This window comes from Cellulosimicrobium sp. E-16 (assembly GCF_049913115.1).
Lineage (GTDB): Bacteria > Actinomycetota > Actinomycetes > Actinomycetales > Cellulomonadaceae > Cellulosimicrobium.
The window spans coordinates 2,718,664-2,734,107 of sequence record NZ_CP183974.1 but is presented as its reverse complement, the minus strand read 5'-3'; the positions used below and the strand labels follow the sequence as shown (position 1 = coordinate 2,734,107).

Annotated in this window: 13 protein-coding genes; 3 read left to right on the top strand and 10 right to left on the bottom strand. The window is 72.6% G+C overall.

All coding sequences use genetic code 11. From position 1 onward, the window contains the following. Positions 1-850 precede the first annotated feature (850 nt). Positions 851-4,444: a methionine synthase gene (gene metH / locus ACN9MS_RS12115; protein WP_426308839.1), complete on the bottom strand. Its 3,594-nt coding sequence runs from the start codon at positions 4,442-4,444 to the stop codon at positions 851-853. Between the two features lie 122 nt (positions 4,445-4,566). Between metH and ACN9MS_RS12110 the strand changes: the two genes are divergently transcribed. Both ACN9MS_RS12110 and ACN9MS_RS12105 read left to right on the top strand, forming a co-directional pair. Further along, positions 4,567-5,700 (top strand): GNAT family N-acetyltransferase, encoded by a 1,134-nt coding sequence (locus tag ACN9MS_RS12110; protein ID WP_426308838.1) that lies wholly within the window; start codon positions 4,567-4,569, stop codon positions 5,698-5,700. Between the two features lie 45 nt (positions 5,701-5,745). Then, entirely contained in the window at positions 5,746-6,312 is a 567-nt protein-coding gene (locus ACN9MS_RS12105; RefSeq protein WP_426308837.1) for a phosphoribosyltransferase family protein, read from the top strand. A gap of 44 nt (positions 6,313-6,356) precedes the next feature. On the opposite strand, the gene ACN9MS_RS12100 is transcribed toward ACN9MS_RS12105, so the two are convergent. Together ACN9MS_RS12100 and ypfJ are read right to left on the bottom strand one after the other, a co-directional pair. Continuing rightward, positions 6,357-7,007 carry a hypothetical protein gene (locus ACN9MS_RS12100; protein WP_426308836.1) on the bottom strand — a complete coding sequence of 217 codons (651 nt, stop codon included), beginning with the start codon at positions 7,005-7,007 and terminating at the stop codon, positions 6,357-6,359. Further along, positions 7,004-7,906 carry a KPN_02809 family neutral zinc metallopeptidase gene (gene ypfJ, locus ACN9MS_RS12095; protein WP_426308835.1) on the bottom strand — a complete coding sequence of 301 codons (903 nt, stop codon included), beginning with the start codon at positions 7,904-7,906 and terminating at the stop codon, positions 7,004-7,006. The genes ACN9MS_RS12100 and ypfJ overlap by 4 nt, the downstream gene beginning before the upstream one ends. A gap of 256 nt (positions 7,907-8,162) precedes the next feature. Here ypfJ and ACN9MS_RS12090 point away from each other — a divergent pair, with 256 nt between their 5' ends. Further along, positions 8,163-9,761 carry an ABC-F family ATP-binding cassette domain-containing protein gene (locus ACN9MS_RS12090; protein WP_053371286.1) on the top strand — a complete coding sequence of 533 codons (1,599 nt, stop codon included), beginning with the start codon at positions 8,163-8,165 and terminating at the stop codon, positions 9,759-9,761. A 48-nt stretch (positions 9,762-9,809) separates the two neighbouring features. Here the strand turns inward: ACN9MS_RS12090 and ACN9MS_RS12085 are convergent, their stop codons facing one another. The 7 genes from ACN9MS_RS12085 to ACN9MS_RS12055 all read right to left on the bottom strand — a co-directional run bounded on the left by ACN9MS_RS12085 (position 9,810) and on the right by ACN9MS_RS12055 (position 15,285). Continuing rightward, on the bottom strand, positions 9,810-10,430 hold the full coding sequence (locus ACN9MS_RS12085) for a response regulator (RefSeq protein ID WP_426308834.1): 621 nt from the start codon (positions 10,428-10,430) through the stop codon (positions 9,810-9,812). 8 nt (positions 10,431-10,438) lie between these two features. Further along, a complete protein-coding gene (locus ACN9MS_RS12080) occupies positions 10,439-11,770 on the bottom strand; it encodes a sensor histidine kinase (RefSeq protein WP_426308833.1) in 1,332 nt (443 codons plus the stop codon). Positions 11,771-11,802: 32 nt separating this feature from the next. Continuing rightward, complete coding sequence (locus tag ACN9MS_RS12075) at positions 11,803-12,567, bottom strand: ABC transporter permease (protein ID WP_426308832.1); 765 nt, start codon at positions 12,565-12,567, stop codon at positions 11,803-11,805. Beyond that, positions 12,567-13,502 (bottom strand): ABC transporter ATP-binding protein, encoded by a 936-nt coding sequence (locus tag ACN9MS_RS12070; protein ID WP_426308831.1) that lies wholly within the window; start codon positions 13,500-13,502, stop codon positions 12,567-12,569. Before ACN9MS_RS12070 ends, ACN9MS_RS12075 begins: the two co-directional genes overlap by 1 nt. Before the next feature lie 114 nt (positions 13,503-13,616). Beyond that, positions 13,617-14,675, bottom strand: coding sequence for an SURF1 family protein (locus tag ACN9MS_RS12065; RefSeq protein WP_426308830.1), 1,059 nt, complete (start codon positions 14,673-14,675; stop codon positions 13,617-13,619). After that, a complete protein-coding gene (locus tag ACN9MS_RS12060; RefSeq protein WP_378232223.1) occupies positions 14,672-14,920 on the bottom strand; it encodes a hypothetical protein in 249 nt (82 codons plus the stop codon). Before ACN9MS_RS12060 ends, ACN9MS_RS12065 begins: the two co-directional genes overlap by 4 nt. Next, a complete protein-coding gene (locus ACN9MS_RS12055) occupies positions 14,917-15,285 on the bottom strand; it encodes a DUF3099 domain-containing protein (RefSeq protein ID WP_426308829.1) in 369 nt (122 codons plus the stop codon). The genes ACN9MS_RS12060 and ACN9MS_RS12055 overlap by 4 nt, the downstream gene beginning before the upstream one ends. Between the last annotated feature and the right edge of the window lie 159 nt (positions 15,286-15,444).

Sequence of the window (15,444 nt, the reverse complement as noted above, 5' to 3'; positions counted from 1 at the left end):
CGCCCAAGCAGTCTCGACGTCCTCTTCAGCCAAGAGGCGCATGCGGACGGTGATCTCGTCCATGGATGCCAGAGTGAGAGGGGCGCCGGCGGGCTGCGGCGACAGATTGAACTCCTGCTCGCTGTTGGAAGCCCAAACGGCATCGAGTCTCCGCTCCTGATCAACCGCGTGCCCCAGGGCATCTGCGTATACACCAAGGCGGTCCTGACGGACACGGTCCGCGCGTTGCCGTTGGTGGTTCTGGGCAGCGAGGCGCTCAGCATGCTTCCGCGCCTGAGCCGCTGTGAGCGTGGTTGCGCCCAGACCTGCAAGGGCCACCAGGACCGTGGCCACCGACTCCCAACTCATGGGCACAACCTGCCATATGGGCTCTCGCAGTGTCGTGGCAGTCCGGCCTTCGCGGCCTAAGCGGTTGGGTCAACCGATCCTGGACGGTCCTGAAGGGGACTGCTGCACGAACATGCGACGTCGGTGATGTAAGGGTCCGCGTCGTCCCGCAGACTGTAGCGTCAGGCGAGACGCCTCAATGGTCGGCGACCCAGAGCGGCGGGCCCAGCGGTGCGGTAGTCCAATGCGGTCAGAACCTTCACCCACTGCAAACGTGCAGGTCCAACCGCATTTCGTGTCGTTTCTCGTTCGTCGACGGCGATATCGCCGCAGGGCAGAGCGATTCCGGTCTCCCAAGCACTCTGGCCGCCCTCTGGCTGTCCCACAGCCGAACGAGAAACAACACGTTTTGGTACGGTGAGGTCCGTCCAGCGGCGGCTGGATACGTGACCGGCGGACGTCCCCGCAGGTCATGATCTGCGAGAACAGCCCGCCACCAGGTCCAGGCGACCCGCCCGGAACCTCACACCGAGAAGTACTTCGCCTCGGGGTGGTGGAAGACGAACGCGTCGGTCGACTGCTCCGGGTGGAGTTGGAGCTCCGCGGAGAGCTCGACCCCCACGCGCTCGGGGCGCAGGAGCTCGACGACCTTGGTGCGGTCCTCCATGTCCGGGCAGGCCGGGTAGCCGAGCGAGAAGCGCGCGCCGCGGTACTCGAGCTTGAACATGCCCTCCACCTCGGTCGGGTCCTCGTCGGCGAACCCGAGCTCGGCGCGCACGCGCGAGTGCCACATCTCGGCCAGCGCCTCGGTGAGCTGCACCGACAGGCCGTGCAGCTCCATGTACTCGCGGTAGTGGTTCCCGGCGAACAGCTTCGCAGTGTGCTGATCCACGGAGGCGCCCATGGTGACGAGCTGGACGGGCAGCACGTCGTACCGGCCGGTCTCCTCGACCCACGACCGCGGCTTGACGAAGTCGGCGAGGCACAGGTGCCGGTCGCGTCGCTGGCGCGGGAAGGTGAAGCGCAGCCGCTCGGTCCCGGGCTCGCCGCCCGACCCGCCGTCGGGCGCGCCGATCCCCGCGAGCCCGGCGCCGTGGTGCGCGACGACGACGTCGTCACCCTCCGACCACACCGGGAAGTACCCGTACACGACCGACGGGTCGACGACGCCCTCGGTGCGGATGCGCTCGTACCAGGCGTTGAGGCGCGGGCGGCCCTCGGTCTCGACGAGCCCCTCGTACGACGCCCCGTCGTCGCCACGCCCCGGCTTGAGACCCCACTGGCCCATGAACGTCGCGCGCTCGTCGAGGAACGCCGCGTACTCGGCGAGCTGGACGCCCTTGACGAGGCGCGTGCCCCAGAACGGGGGAGCGGGCACCGGGTTGCCGGCCGCGACGTCGGACCGCGCGGGCAGCTCCTCGAGGGGCGTCTCGGTCACGGTGACCACGGCGTGCCGGCGCTTCTTGAGCGCGGGCAGCCCGACGGCGTCGGGCGACTCGCCGCGCGCGACGCGCACGAGCGGCTCCATGAGGCGCAGGCCCTCGAACGCGTCGCGCGCATACCGGACGACGCCGGGGAACTGGCCCGCGAGGTCGTCCTCGACGTACGTGCGCGTGAGCGCCGCGCCACCGAGCAGGACCGGCCAGCGGCCGGCGAGCCCGCGCGACGCGAGCTCCGCGAGGTTCTCCTTCATGACGACGGTGGACTTCACGAGCAGCCCGGACATGCCGATGACGTCGGCGTCGTGCTCCTCGGCGGCCTCGATCATCGCGGAGATCGGCTGCTTGATGCCGATGTTGACGACCGTGTAGCCGTTGTTGGTGAGGATGATGTCGACGAGGTTCTTGCCGATGTCGTGCACGTCGCCGCGCACTGTCGCGAGCACGATCGTGCCCTTGGACCCGGTCGAGCCCTCGACCTTCTCCATGTGCGGCTCGAGGTAGGCGACCGCGGTCTTCATGACCTCGGCGGACTGGAGCACGAACGGGAGCTGCATCTCGCCGCGCCCGAACAGGTCGCCCACGACCTTCATGCCCTCGAGCAGGTGCTGGTTGACGATGTCGAGGGCCGCGATGCCGGACGCCATCGCGGCGTCGAGGTCCTCTTCGAGACCCTTGCGCGCGCCGTCCACGATCCGCCGCTCGAGCCGCTCGCCAACGGGCAGCGCCGCCAGCTCCGCCGCCCGCTGGTCCTTGAGCGCCGCCGAGTCGACGCCCTCGAACAGGTCGAGCAGCCGGGCGAGCGGGTCGTGCGTGAGGTTCCCCTCGTCGTCGTACACCCGCCGGTCCCACACGAGGTCGAGCGCGGCCTCGCGCTGCTCGTCGGGGATCTGCGCGAGGGGGAGGATCTTCGCGGCGTGCACGATCGCGGAGTCCAGCCCCGCCTCGGCCGCCTCGTGCAGGAACACCGAGTTGAGCACCGTGCGCGCCGCGGGGTTGAGCCCGAACGACACGTTCGACACCCCGAGCGTCGTGTGGATGCCGGGGTAGCGGCGCGTGATCTCGCGGATCGCCTCGATCGTCTCGATCGCGTCGCGCCGCGTCTCCTCCTGGCCGGTGGCGATGGGGAACGTCAGGGCGTCGACGATGATGTCGTCCACGCGCATGCCCCAGTCGCGCGTGAGCGTCTCGACGAGCCGGGTCGCGATCTCCACCTTGCCCGAGGCGGTGCGCGCCTGGCCCTCCTCGTCGATCGTGAGCGCGACGACGGCCGCACCGTGCTCGACCACGTGCGGCATGATCCGCGCGAACCGCGACGTCGGGCCGTCGCCGTCCTCGAAGTTCACCGAGTTCACGACGGCGCGCCCACCGACGAGCTCGAGCCCCGCCGCGATGACCTCGGGCTCGGTCGAGTCGATGACGAGCGGGAGCGTCGAGGCGCTCGCGAGGCGCGAGACGACCTGCTTCACGTCCGCGACGCCGTCGCGCCCCACGTAGTCGATGCACACGTCGAGCAGGTGCGCGCCGTCGCGCGTCTGGGCGCGCGCGATCTCGACGCACTCGTCCCAGTTCTCCGCGAGCATCGCCTCGCGGAACGCCTTGGACCCGTTGGCGTTCGTGCGCTCGCCGATCGCGAGGAACGACGCATCCTGGTGCAGGTCGGTGTGCGAGTACAGGCTCGCGACGCCGTTCTCGCGCTCCGGGTGCCGCTCGACGACGGGTCGGGCACGCACCGCCTCGACGACGCGGCGCAGGTGCTCGGGCGTGGTGCCGCAGCAGCCCCCGACGAGCCCCAGGCCGAACTCGGTGACGAACTGCGTGTGCGCGGCGGCGAGCTCGTCGGGCGTGAGCGGGTAGGACGCGCCGTTCGGGCCGAGCACGGGCAGGCCCGCGTTCGGCATGCACGTCACGGGGATCTCCGCGTGCCGCGACAGGTGCCGCAGGTGCTCGCTCATCTCGGCCGGGCCGGTCGCGCAGTTGAGGCCGATCGCGTCGACGTCGAGCGCCTGGAGCGTCGTGAGCGCGGCTCCGATCTCGGAGCCCATGAGCATCGTGCCCGTGGTCTCGACCGTCACCTGGACGATCACGGGGACCTCGCGCCCGACGTCGCGCATCGCGTTCCGCGACCCCGTCACCGCGGCCTTGGCCTGGAGCAGGTCCTGGCTCGTCTCGACGAGGATCGCGTCGACCCCGCCCTCCAGCAGGCCCGCGGCCTGCTCGGCGAACGTGTCGCGCAGGTGCGCGTACGTCGTGTGCCCGAGGCTCGGCAGCTTCGTGCCCGGCCCCATCGAGCCGAGCACCCAGCGCGGCTGCTCGTCGGTCGCGAACGCGTCGGCGCGCTCGCGCGCGATCCGTGCCCCGGCCGCGGCGAGCTCGCGGATGCGGTCGTCGATGTCGTAGTCCGACAGGTTGGACCAGTTGGCCCCGAACGTGTTCGTCTCGATCGCGTCGACCCCGACCTCGAGGTAGGCGTCGTGCACCGCGGCGATGATGTCGGGCCGCGAGACGTTGAGGATCTCGTTGCAGCCCTCGAGCCCCTGGTAGTCCTCGAGCGTCGGGTCCTGCTCCTGGATCATCGTGCCCATCGCGCCGTCGGCGACCACGACGCGCGTGCGCAGCGCGTCGGCAAGGGCCCGGGAACGGGCGTCGGCGAGGTCCTGGGGAACGACGATCGGCATGCTCGCAGCGTAGATCGCGCGCGCCCGATCGTGGGATGCCGTCTCAGCGGGACCCAGCGAGCGTCCGGACGGTGTGGGAAAAGCGCGTGCCCGACGGCGCGGGCGCACCTACCGTGGTCGGCATGTCCTCTTCCGCGACCGACCAGGTCGAGAACCCGGCCCCCACGACGCTCGCCCTGATCGCCGAGCGCGCCGCCGCGCCGTCGACCCTGCCGGCCGTGACGGCGGGCGACCTGACGTGGCGCCCCGCCGATCCGGCCGACGCGCCCGCGCTGCTTGCCCTGCGCAACGGCATCGCCGAGGCGGACCAGGAGCCGTACCGCGAGACGATCGGCGAGATCGAGGAGCTCTTCACCGCGCCGTGGCGCGACCTCGCGGCCGACTCGCTCGTCGGCGTCGACACCGACGGGACGCTGCGCGCGTACGCCCTGGTCGACACCAACCCGGGGGACGCGAACACCGTGCGCGCGTTCCTCTGGGGCGGCGTCCACCCCACCCACCGAGAGCGCGGCGTCGGGCGGGAGCTGTTCGCCTGGGAGATCGCGCGCGGGCGCCAGCTCCTCGCGGCGAGCGGCAAGGAGCTGCCCGCGCGCCTGCTCACCTACGGCGAGGACACCGACCCGCCGGCGAAGGCGCGGCTCTACGCGCGCTTCGGGCTCGAGACCCGCCGCTTCTACTCCGACCTGCGTCGCGACCTCACGACGCCCATCCCCGAGGTGCCGCTCGACGGGTCGCTGCGGCTCGTCCCGTGGTCGACGGAGCTCGACGAGGCGACCCGCCTCGCGCACAACGACGCGTTCCGCGACCACTGGGGGAGCGAGCCCCGCACCTCCGAGGCGTGGACGCACGGGCGCAGCGAGTTCGCGCCGCAGTGGTCGTTCCTCGTGGTCGACGACGCGCCCAACGTCGACGCGCTCCTCGCCGACCCGACGACGGACCCCGAGACCGCGGCGGCGCTCCGCGCGGGCGAGCCGCTCGTCGTCGGCTACGAGATGGCGGGCCGCTACGACGAGGACTTCCCTGTGCGCGGCTACACGTTCGGCTACACCGAGATCCTCGGCGTGCGCAGCGCGTACCGGGGGCGTCGCGTCGCCGTCGCGGCGCTCGCGGCCGGGATGCGCGCCTTCGCCGCGGACGGCATGCAGTACGCCGCGCTCGACGTCGACACCGAGAACCCCTCCGGCGCGCACGGCCTCTACGCGAGCCTGGGCTACGAGAAGGTCACCGGCTCGCGCATGTACTCGATCGAGCTCTGAGCGACCTCGGTCTCGGCCGGGATCCACGGAAGGGCGAAGAGGCTCGTGAAGCGGGCGGCACCTCGAGGACCGGGTGAGCTCCCGGCGCACCTGCGGGAGCGTCTTCGCTGGGTCGGAGACCGGACCGATCCCGACGTCCGCGCTGATCCGACCGGGTGGTGGCATGACGGAGAGCTGCTCGCCCAGCTCGGTCCGGCTCTGGCGGAGCTCTTCCGCGAGGCGTCGCCGACCGTGATCGTCGGCCCGCAGTCGCGCGGCGTGCTCCTGGGTGCCTTGGTCGCGGTCCACCTCGGGGTGGGACTCGTCGAGCTCGTGAAGGACCCCTGTCCCGCAGCGGACTCCGACGCCTGGTTGCAGGTCACGACGTCGCCGGACTACCGGGACAGGCAGCTGCGGCTGGGTGCTCGGAGGGCGTTGCTCAGGGCGGGAGAACGGGTGCTCTTCGTCGACGACTGGGTCGCGACCGGTGCGCAGGTCGAGGCTGCGCACGAGCTGGTCGAGCGCAGCGGTGCGACCTGGCTGGGAGCGGCGGTCGTCGTCGACGGGGCGGAGCGCAGCCACGTCCGGCGCGCCGTGAGCGTGCGCAGCCTGCTTCGCCTGCGCGACCTCTAGGTATCCGGTCCCTGGGTACTGCCGGAGCTCCCGAAGAAGACTCGTCAGAGCGCCGTCGCGCACCAGCGTTCGAGTTCGGCGACGGCGGCCTGCTGGTCGTCCCACGAACCCTGCCACCAGGCGGACAGCATGAAGGACCCGCCGGAGAGCTCGTACCGCCAGTCGTCCCGGCACGCGTCGCGGTGGCGAGAGGCGTGATCGTTCGTCCGGGCCTCGCGGTCCAGGACGTCGAGCCAGGGCTGGACCTTCCCGGTCGCGACGACGCAGGCCTCGAAGACTCCCACCACGCGGACCAGGCTCGCCTCCCGGCGCAGCGTCGCAGTCCACCACGCGTCAAGAAGCTCTCTGATCGACGACGACTGCGGGGCCGGCCAGGTCGACCACCCCGCGGCCGCGAGACCGCGCGCTATCAGGTAAGGCTCGGACTCCCCGTCGGCGAGGGCGCGGACGGCGGTGGGGAGCACGCGGCGGATCATCGCAGGCTGGTCGTCCCAGTGGGACGGGTCCTTCCCTGCGGCCCGGACCGCGAGCTCTCGCGGCACCGCGACGCCTGGCGTGCGGAGCAGCAGCAGCTCGGCCTCGGAGAAGCAGCGGCCGCAGCCGGTCTCGTCAGCCGCGGCAGGAGCGTCGCCGAAGAGCCCCGCAACGCGCTCGGTCGCGGCGACGAGGGTGTCGTCCGCTGCGCTGCCGGTCACAGCGACGACGCGGAGAGGGCGTTGCAGTCCTGGAGGGTGCCTCCGTTGTAGCCGATGGTGAACCATCGCTGGCGCTGCTCGCTCGAGCCGTGGGTCCAGCCCTCAGGGTTCACCTGGCCGGTCGCGGCCTCCTGGATGCGGTCGTCGCCGACGGCGGACACGGCGGACAGCGCGTCGTTCAGCTCCTGGTCCGTGATCGGTGCGAGGAACGTCACGCCGGTGTCCTGGTCGACGGTGCTCGCGGCGTGGCCCGCCCACATGCCGGCGAGGCAGTCGGCCATGAGCTCGATGCGGACGGAGTCGGACTCGGGGCCCGTGCCCTGGCGGTCCGCCGCGTCCATGGCTCCGACGAGCTGCTCGATGTGGTGCCCGAACTCGTGCGCCACGACGTACATCTCCGCGAGGCCACCGTCGTTCGCGCCGAACCGGCTCGTGAGGTCGTCGTAGAAGCCGAGGTCGATGTAGACGGTCTGGTCGGGCGGGCAGTAGAACGGCCCGACGGCGCTGGTCGCCGCGCCGCAGCCCGTCGAGACCTGCCCGGTGAAGCTCACGACCTGGGGGAGGTCGTACGTGACGCCCGCCTGCTCGGGGAGCGCGTCGGTCCAGTAGGCGTCGAGCGACTGGACCGTGCCGTTGAGGCGGCACTCGCGCGTCGTGTTCGCCTCCTCGGCCGTGCACGTGTCGATGTACTCCTGCTGCCCCTCGCCGTACGCGCCGGAGTCGGACCCGTCGCCGCCCGTGAGCGCGCTGAGGTCGACACCGGTCTGGTTGCCCACGAACGCGATGAACAGAGCGACGAGCACGGCCCCGATCCCGCCGCCCGCGATCATCGTGCCGCGCCGCCCGCCGCCCTTGCGGACCCGCCCGCCCTCGAACGAGCCACCCTCCTGGAAAGTCACAGGTCAACGCTACCGCCGGGCCGCGCGCCAGGCGTCCTGGTGGGGGTGTCCGACCGTCGCTCGAGCGCGATCCCGGTGTCGAGCACCACCTCACACGTGCCCTCGGCGGAATGGGGTGGGACGCGACGCCGGGCCCCCGTAGAATCGACGAGGCCCGGACGCCGGGGCGCACGCACCCGGCCCCACGACGAGCCGCCGGCCGACCGGCCGGGCGAGGGCCGTCGTCGGGCACCGCACCACCCGAGAGGACCCTCCCGTGATCACCGCTCACGGCGTCGAGCTGCGCGTCGGCGCCCGCGTCCTGCTGCACGAGGCGACCTTCCAGATCGCCTCGGGCGACCGGATCGGTCTCGTCGGGCGCAACGGCGCCGGCAAGACGACCCTGACCAAGACGCTCGCGGGGGAGACCCAGCCGACGGCGGGGAAGATCACGCGCGGCAACGACATCGGCTACCTGCCGCAGGACCCCCGCACGGGCGACCTCGACGTCATCGCGATGGACCGGGTGCTCTCGGCCCGCAGCCTCGACAAGATCGTGCGCCAGATGCGCGAGACCGAGGGCGCGATGGCGAGCGCCGACGTCGAGACGCACGAGGCCGCCATGGAGCGGTACCCGAAGCTCGAGGCGCGCTTCCTCGCCGCCGGCGGGTACGCCGCCGAGAGCGAGGCGCACCGCATCACGAGCAACCTCGGCCTCGACGACCGCGTCCTGGGCCAGCCTCTGAGCACGCTGTCCGGTGGTCAGCGCCGGCGCATCGAGCTCGCGCGCATCCTGTTCTCCGGGGTCGAGACGCTGCTCCTCGACGAGCCGACGAACCACCTCGACGCGGACTCGATCATCTGGCTGCGCGACTACCTCAAGTCGTACAGCGGCGGGTTCGTCGTGATCTCCCATGACGTCGAGCTGCTGCGCGCCACCGTGAACAAGGTGTTCCACCTCGACGCGAACCGCGGCGAGCTCGACCAGTACAACCTCGGCTGGGACGCGTACCTCGCGCAGCGCGAGTCGGACGAGCGTCGCCGTCGTCGCGAGCGGCAGAACGCGGAGAAGAAGGCCGGGGCGCTGCTCGCCCAGGGCGAGAAGATGCGCGCGAAGGCCACCAAGGCCGTGGCCGCACAGCAGATGATGCGCCGCGCCGAGAAGATGCTCGCGGGCATCGAGGGCGAGCGCCAGAGCGACAAGGTCGCGAAGCTGCGCTTCCCCAAGCCTGCGCCGTGCGGGCGCACACCGCTCACCGCGAGCGGGCTGTCCAAGGCGTACGGGTCGCAGGAGGTCTTCGCGGGCGTCGACCTCGCGATCGACCGGGGGAGCCGCGTCGTCGTGCTCGGTCTCAACGGCGCGGGCAAGACGACGCTCCTGCGCATCCTCGGCGGCGTCGAGGAGCCGGACACCGGCGAGGTCCACCCCGGGCACGGCCTGAAGATCGGCTACTACGCCCAGGAGCACGACACGCTCGACATGGACGCGACGGTCGTCGAGAACCTGCGCCACGCCGCGCCCGACCTCACCGACACCCAGGTGCGCTCCGTGCTCGGGTCGTTCCTGTTCTCGGGCGACGACGCGGAGAAGCCGACGAACGTGCTGTCCGGCGGGGAGAAGACGCGTCTCGCGCTCGCGACGCTCGTCGTGTCGGCCGCGAACGTGCTGCTCCTCGACGAGCCGACGAACAACCTCGACCCCGCGTCGCGCGCCGAGATCCTCGGGGCGCTCAAGACGTACGAGGGCGCGGTCGTCATGGTCACGCACGACGACGGCGCGGTCGAGGCGCTCGAGCCGGAGCGTGTCCTGCTCCTGCCGGACGGCGACGAGGACCTGTGGAGCGACGACTACGCGGAGCTCGTCTCGCTCGCCTGAGGCGTCCGCCGGAGAACGCCGTGCCCACGCGCGACGGGCCGGGCGGCGTCAGGTGAGGATGCGCCGCCGGTAGCCCTCGGCCACCGCCGAGGCGCGGTCCCGGACGCCGAGCTTGTCGTAGACGTGCTGCAGGTGGGTCTTGATGCTCGCCTCGCCGATGAACAGCGCGGCGGCGGCCTCGCGGTTCGAGCAGCCGTTCGCCACGAGCTGGAGCACCTGCTTCTCCCGGTCGGTCAGCGTGCCGGCGCCGGGCCTGCGCACCTGTCCCATCAGGTGCTGGGTCACCGACGGCGCGAGCACCGACTCCCCGCGCCCGGCAGCACGGACGGCCCGGATCAGGTCGTCGGGCAGCGCGTCCTTCAGGAGGTAGCCGATCGCGCCCGCCTCGATCGCCGGGAGGACGTCGCTCTCACCGTCGAAGGTGGTCAGGACCAGCACCCGGGCATCCGGGACCTGCTCGCGCAGGGCCGCCGTCGCCGCGACGCCGTCCGTCCCGGGCATGCGCAGGTCCATGAGCACGACGTCCGCCGCGAGCGACCGCGCGCGGTCGACCCCCTCGGCGCCGTCGCCGGCCTCGCCGACGACGACGATGTCCTCGACGTCCGCGAAGGTGTCGCGGAGGCCTCCCCGCACGATCGGGTGGTCGTCGACGATCACGAGTCGAAGCATCGGCCGGTCTACTCCTTCTCCGTCGTTCCCCCGGGGGCGATCGCCGGGACGCGAGCGCTCACGGAGGTTCCCTCGCCGGGCGCGCTCTGCACCTCGAGGTGACCGCCGACCCCTCTGATCCGCTGGCGCATGCTCGTCAGGCCGAAGCCGGTGCCGACCCCTGCGGCGAACCCGCGCCCATCATCCCGCACGTCCAGCAGCACCTCGGCGCCTGCGTACGACAGCGTGACCCCGACGCGCGAGGCCTCCGCGTGCTTCGCCACGTTGGTCAGGGACTCCTGCACGACCCGGAAGAGCGAGACCTCGATCGCCGGGCTCAGCGGTTCCCGGAACCCGGTGATCTCGACGTGAGCGCGGACGTCGTGGTCGTGCGACCAGCGCTCGGTCAGGATGCGCAGCGCGTCGGGAAGGTGCGCGCGCCCGAGCTCCTGGGGCCCGAGCGCCTGCACGGAACGTCGGGCCTCCGCCAGGCTGCTGCGCGCGAGCCGGAGCGCCCGCGCGACGTGGGCGTCGGTCTCGCCCGGCGCGTGCGCGGAGCGTTCCGCCGCCTGGAGCTGCGTGATGATGCCCGCCAGGCCTTGCGCCAGGGTGTCGTGGATCTCGCGGGCCAGGCGCTGCCGCTCGTCCTGGGCGCCGGACTCCCGGGCCTGGACGACGAGCTGGGCATGGAGCCCGGCGTTCTCGTGCAGCGCGGCCTCGAGCCGCTCGACCAGCTCCTCGCGCTTGCGTTCCGCCGACTCGCTGCGCGCCGCCAGCAGGATGCCCGCACCGATCGCCGCCGTCTGCACGACGACGACGAGCACGAGCTCGGCGAGCCGCTCCGGTGTCGGGTCGGCCCACACGCTCATCGCCGAGCCGTTGAGGGCCACGGAGGTGACGAGGACGCCGAGCACGCCGAGCGGCCAGGGCGTGAGCAGGTACGCGTGGAAGAAGCCCGCGACGGTGAAGACCAGGAAGATCTCGGAGTAGGTCATGAGGGTGACGCACAGCGCCAGCAGGCCGACGAAGTAGATGCCCGCCGGGACGGGCCGCAGCGTCCCCCTCCGCAGGGGAAGCGTGTGCCCGCACAGCACCCACAGCGCCGAGACCGCGACCAGCCCGAGGACCGAGGCGCCCTCGGGCCAGAAGCGTTCACCGGAGGCCGGAAGCACCCCCGCGAAGTAGATCGCGGTCGAGACCGTCAGGAGCAGCCACGGGGTGAACAGCTGCAGGAGGTCCCAGACCCGGAGCTGGTCCGCCTTCCAGGCCCGCGTCGTGGCGCCCGGCGTCGGCGCACCGTCGGCGACGGCGGGTCCGCGCGCCCCGGAGGTCGGGCGCTCGACGGCCCCGGCGTCCTGCATGGTCGACTCCTGTTCCGGTCCGGCTCCCGGTCCTACTCCCAGCGGAAGAGCTTCGCGGCGACCGCGCCCGCGACCAGCGCGATGCCCGCCATTATGGCCATCTGCAGCCAGAACGGCTGGCCACCGGCCGTGGCGGTGAGCGCGCCCGCGTCGGCGGACCACGCCGTGGTCAGGGCCTGCAGCCCCGGTGGGACCACGTCGCCGACCGCGCGCAGCAGGTCGGGCATGAGGACGCGGGGCAGGAACGCCCCGCCGAAGAACATCAGCGCGACGAACAGGAGGGTGCCGACCTGGTTCGCCGCGCTGCTCGTGCGGACCACCGCGGCGGAGACCAGCCCCAGCCCGAGCAGCGCCCCGTACCCGACGACGAACGCGACGACGAACTCCAGCGGTCGTTCCGGCGGCGCGACGTCCAGGACCGCCCACGCGGCGAGGACCAGGAGCGCCGCGGAGACCACCACGGAGGCGAACGCGACGATCACCTGCGCGAGCAGGACGCTCCGCGGGTGCGCCGGGGTGGTCGACAGCCGGCGCAGGATGCCGCGCTCCCGGTACGTCGCGATGACCGCCGGGACGTGCTGCACCGCGATCATCACCATCCCGAACACCAGCGCGGTCGGCGCCCAGACGTCGATGGGCCGGAGGCCGCCGGTCTCCGGCGTCGGTTCCCTGAGCGCCGGGATCGTGCCGAGGCCGAGCAGGAGCGCCGTCGGGAACAGCACGCCGAAGACGACGGTCGTGGAGTCCCGGAGGAAGAGCCTCGTCTCGACCCGGACCAGCTTCCGGAGCGCGGGCATCAGCCGGCCCTCCGCGCGGAGGCGTCCCCGGACCCCGGGGGTCGCCCCGTCAGGGCGACGAACGCGTCGTCGAGGGTGCGCTGGTCGACGCGCAGGTCCTCCGCCACGACGTGCGCCCGGGCGAGAGCCCCGGCGACGCTGCTCAGGAGCTGCCCGCGGCCCGTGACCCGCCAGCGGTCCGCGGTGTTCTCGACGTCGGTCACCTCGGGAAGCCCGGTCAGGACGCTCCTGTCCAGCGGCTGGCTCACGCGGAACCGGACCTGCTGCTCGGCGTTCGCCTGCGCGATGAGGCCCGCTGGCGTGTCCACCGCCGCGACCCGGCCGCCGCTCACGACGGCGATCCGGTCGCTGAGGCGCTCGGCTTCGTCCATGAAGTGCGTGACGAGGACGATCGTGACGCCGGTGTCCCGGACGCGCTCGACGAGGCTCCAGGTGTCGCGCCTCGCCTGCGGGTCCAGCCCTGTCGTGAGCTCGTCGAGGATCGCGACCTTCGGTCCGCCGACGAGCGCGAGCGCGATCGACAACCGCTGCTTCTGCCCGCCGGAGAGGGCCTTGTACCGGGTGTCGCGCTTCTCGGTGAGGTCGAGCAGCTCCACGAGCTCGCGCCAGTCGACGGGGTCCCGGTAGAAGGACCCATAGAGGTCGAGCGCCTCGGCGACCGTGATCGCGTCGGGGAAGCTGCTCTCCTGCAGCTGCACACCCAGCCGTTCCCGCACCTCGGCGCGGTCCGTGGCCGGGTCGAGACCCAGCACCGAGATGGACCCGGAGTCGGGCGTGCGCAGGCCGGCGACGCACTCCACGGTCGTCGTCTTCCCGGCGCCGTTCGGCCCGATGATGCCGAAGATCTCGCCGTCCTCGACGGTCAGCGACACGTCGTCGACGGCGACGCGATGCCCGTAGCGTTTGTGCAGTTTGCGGACTTCCAGAGCGGTCATGCTGCGACGCTACGGTCGCCGGTCACCGGGCTACATCGACCGTTACGGCACGACCCGGGTTGACGCGCGCCTCCACCGTTCGGTGGACCCACGGCCCTCGCGGCGCGAGTACGGCTACCGCAGTGGCGGGCGCTCGCGCTGCAGGTCGTGCTCGGAGCTCGTCTCGTCGGCCCGACCGGTCGGCAGCCCGGGGCGCGAGCCCAGCTGGGCGTCGATGAGGGCGTCCTCCTCGTCCTCGGCGCTCGGGCGGCGGGACCGCGGCTCGCGGCGCGCCCGGGCGGCATCCGGGTCCTGGGCGGCGAGCAGGTCGCCGGCGGTGAGCGTCGTCTCCTCGCCGCGCGCGTCGCGCCGGTCGCGGCGGACCAGGAGCCAGAAGCCGGCGACCGCGCCGATCGCGAACACCGCCCACTGGAACGCGTACGACAGGTGCGACCCGGGGTCGGTGTCGGGCTTGGGCAGGGCCTCGAGCGTCTCGTCGGCCGGCGGCACCTCCGTGCGGAGCTGCCCGTACGCGCCGACGGTCCGGCCCTCGGCCCACGCGGCGCCGTCCGGTCCGGCGGCGAGCACCTGGTCGGTCGCGATCGCCTGGACCTGCCCGTCGGGTGCGTCCCGGCCCGACGGCGGCTCGTCGCCCCGCAGCGTCACGGTCGCCTCGACCTCGCCGTCCGGCGGCGCCGGGACGTCGCCCGGCGTGACGGCGTCGGTCCCGAGCGGGACGAACCCGCGGTCGACGACCACGACGAGCCCGTCGGGAGCGGACGGCGTGGGGTTCGTCACGAACGGGACGAGCACGTGAAAGCCGGGGCTGCCGCCCACGGGGCGGTTGCGCAGGAGCACGGTGGCGTCGGTCTCGTAACGACCCTCGAGCGTCACGGGGCGCCACAGGTCGGCCTCGTCCAGCGTGGCACCAGGACCGTCCAGGACCGCGTCGACTGGGACGGGTCCGGACGCGTAGTTCGTCTCGATGCGCTCGATCTCCGCCTCGCGGGCGACGTAGCGGTTCCACTGCCAGCGCCCCGCCACGAGGCACAGCGCGACGAGCACGAGGACCCCGACCGCGAGCGTCACCCACTGCCGCGGCGTGCGCGGCTGGTGGGCGTCCGCGGTGGTGCGCTCCGGCGTCGGGCCTGCCGGGGCACCCGGAGCCGGGCTCGACGGTGCAGCCTGCGTCACGGGGCCGCCCGGCGCTCGAGCTCGTCGACGGGCACGGTCGAGCGCCAGAACGAGCGGGCGCCGAGGAACGTCTCCAGGTGCTCGCGGTGCGCGTCGCACGCGAGCCAGACCTTGCGCCGCTCGGGCGTGTGGATCTTGGGGTTGTTCCACAGCAGACCCCACACGGCCTCCTCGCGGCAGCCCTTGGCGCTGCACACCAGATCCTCCTCGCCGACGGGGTCGGCGAGGCCCAGGACGTCGGTCACCGGTTGTCCTCCTCGTGGTCCTGCGGGTCGGGCGACTCTCCGCCGGCGATCCCGTGGGATCCCGGCACCCCGGCGGCGGGCAGCGCGCGGTGCTCCATCGGCGAGGTGTCGTAGTGGGCCTGGTCGCGCCCGGCGTTGGCGATGAGCACCGCGCTGTAGGGCAGGACGATCGCCGCGGCGGCGAACACCCAGGTCAACCAGCTCGGGGCGACGAGGATCGCGGCCACGAAGCACACGATGCGGATGCCCATCTGGATGAGGTACTTGCGCTCGCGGCGCGACTGGTCGGCGGCCAGCGGCTCCGGGGCTGACGTGATGCTCGGGACCGCCTCGGCCGACCTCCGGGCCGTGCGTCGTGTGCTCACCCGTCCAGTCTACGTTTGTCGGGACCCCACAAAGTGTGGGGGAGCGCTGTGACCCTGCCGCACCGCGCACGACGGCCTCGGCGCACGGTACGGTCGGTGCGGCGCGTTCGCGCGGGCCTGTCACGAGCCCGCGCCAGGCCCACCCGGCACCGGCCGTGC

Excerpts from the sequence above, each read along its gene's own strand:
- metH (WP_426308839.1), bottom strand. The coding sequence starts at position 4,444 with ATGCCGATCGTCGTTCCCCAGGACCTCGCCGACGCCCGTTCCCGGGCC.
- ACN9MS_RS12110 (WP_426308838.1), top strand. The coding sequence starts at position 4,567 with ATGTCCTCTTCCGCGACCGACCAGGTCGAGAACCCGGCCCCCACGACG.
- ACN9MS_RS12085 (WP_426308834.1), bottom strand. The coding sequence starts at position 10,430 with ATGCTTCGACTCGTGATCGTCGACGACCACCCGATCGTGCGGGGAGGC.
- ACN9MS_RS12080 (WP_426308833.1), bottom strand. The coding sequence starts at position 11,770 with ATGCAGGACGCCGGGGCCGTCGAGCGCCCGACCTCCGGGGCGCGCGGA.
- ACN9MS_RS12075 (WP_426308832.1), bottom strand. The coding sequence starts at position 12,567 with ATGCCCGCGCTCCGGAAGCTGGTCCGGGTCGAGACGAGGCTCTTCCTC.
- ACN9MS_RS12070 (WP_426308831.1), bottom strand. The coding sequence starts at position 13,502 with ATGACCGCTCTGGAAGTCCGCAAACTGCACAAACGCTACGGGCATCGC.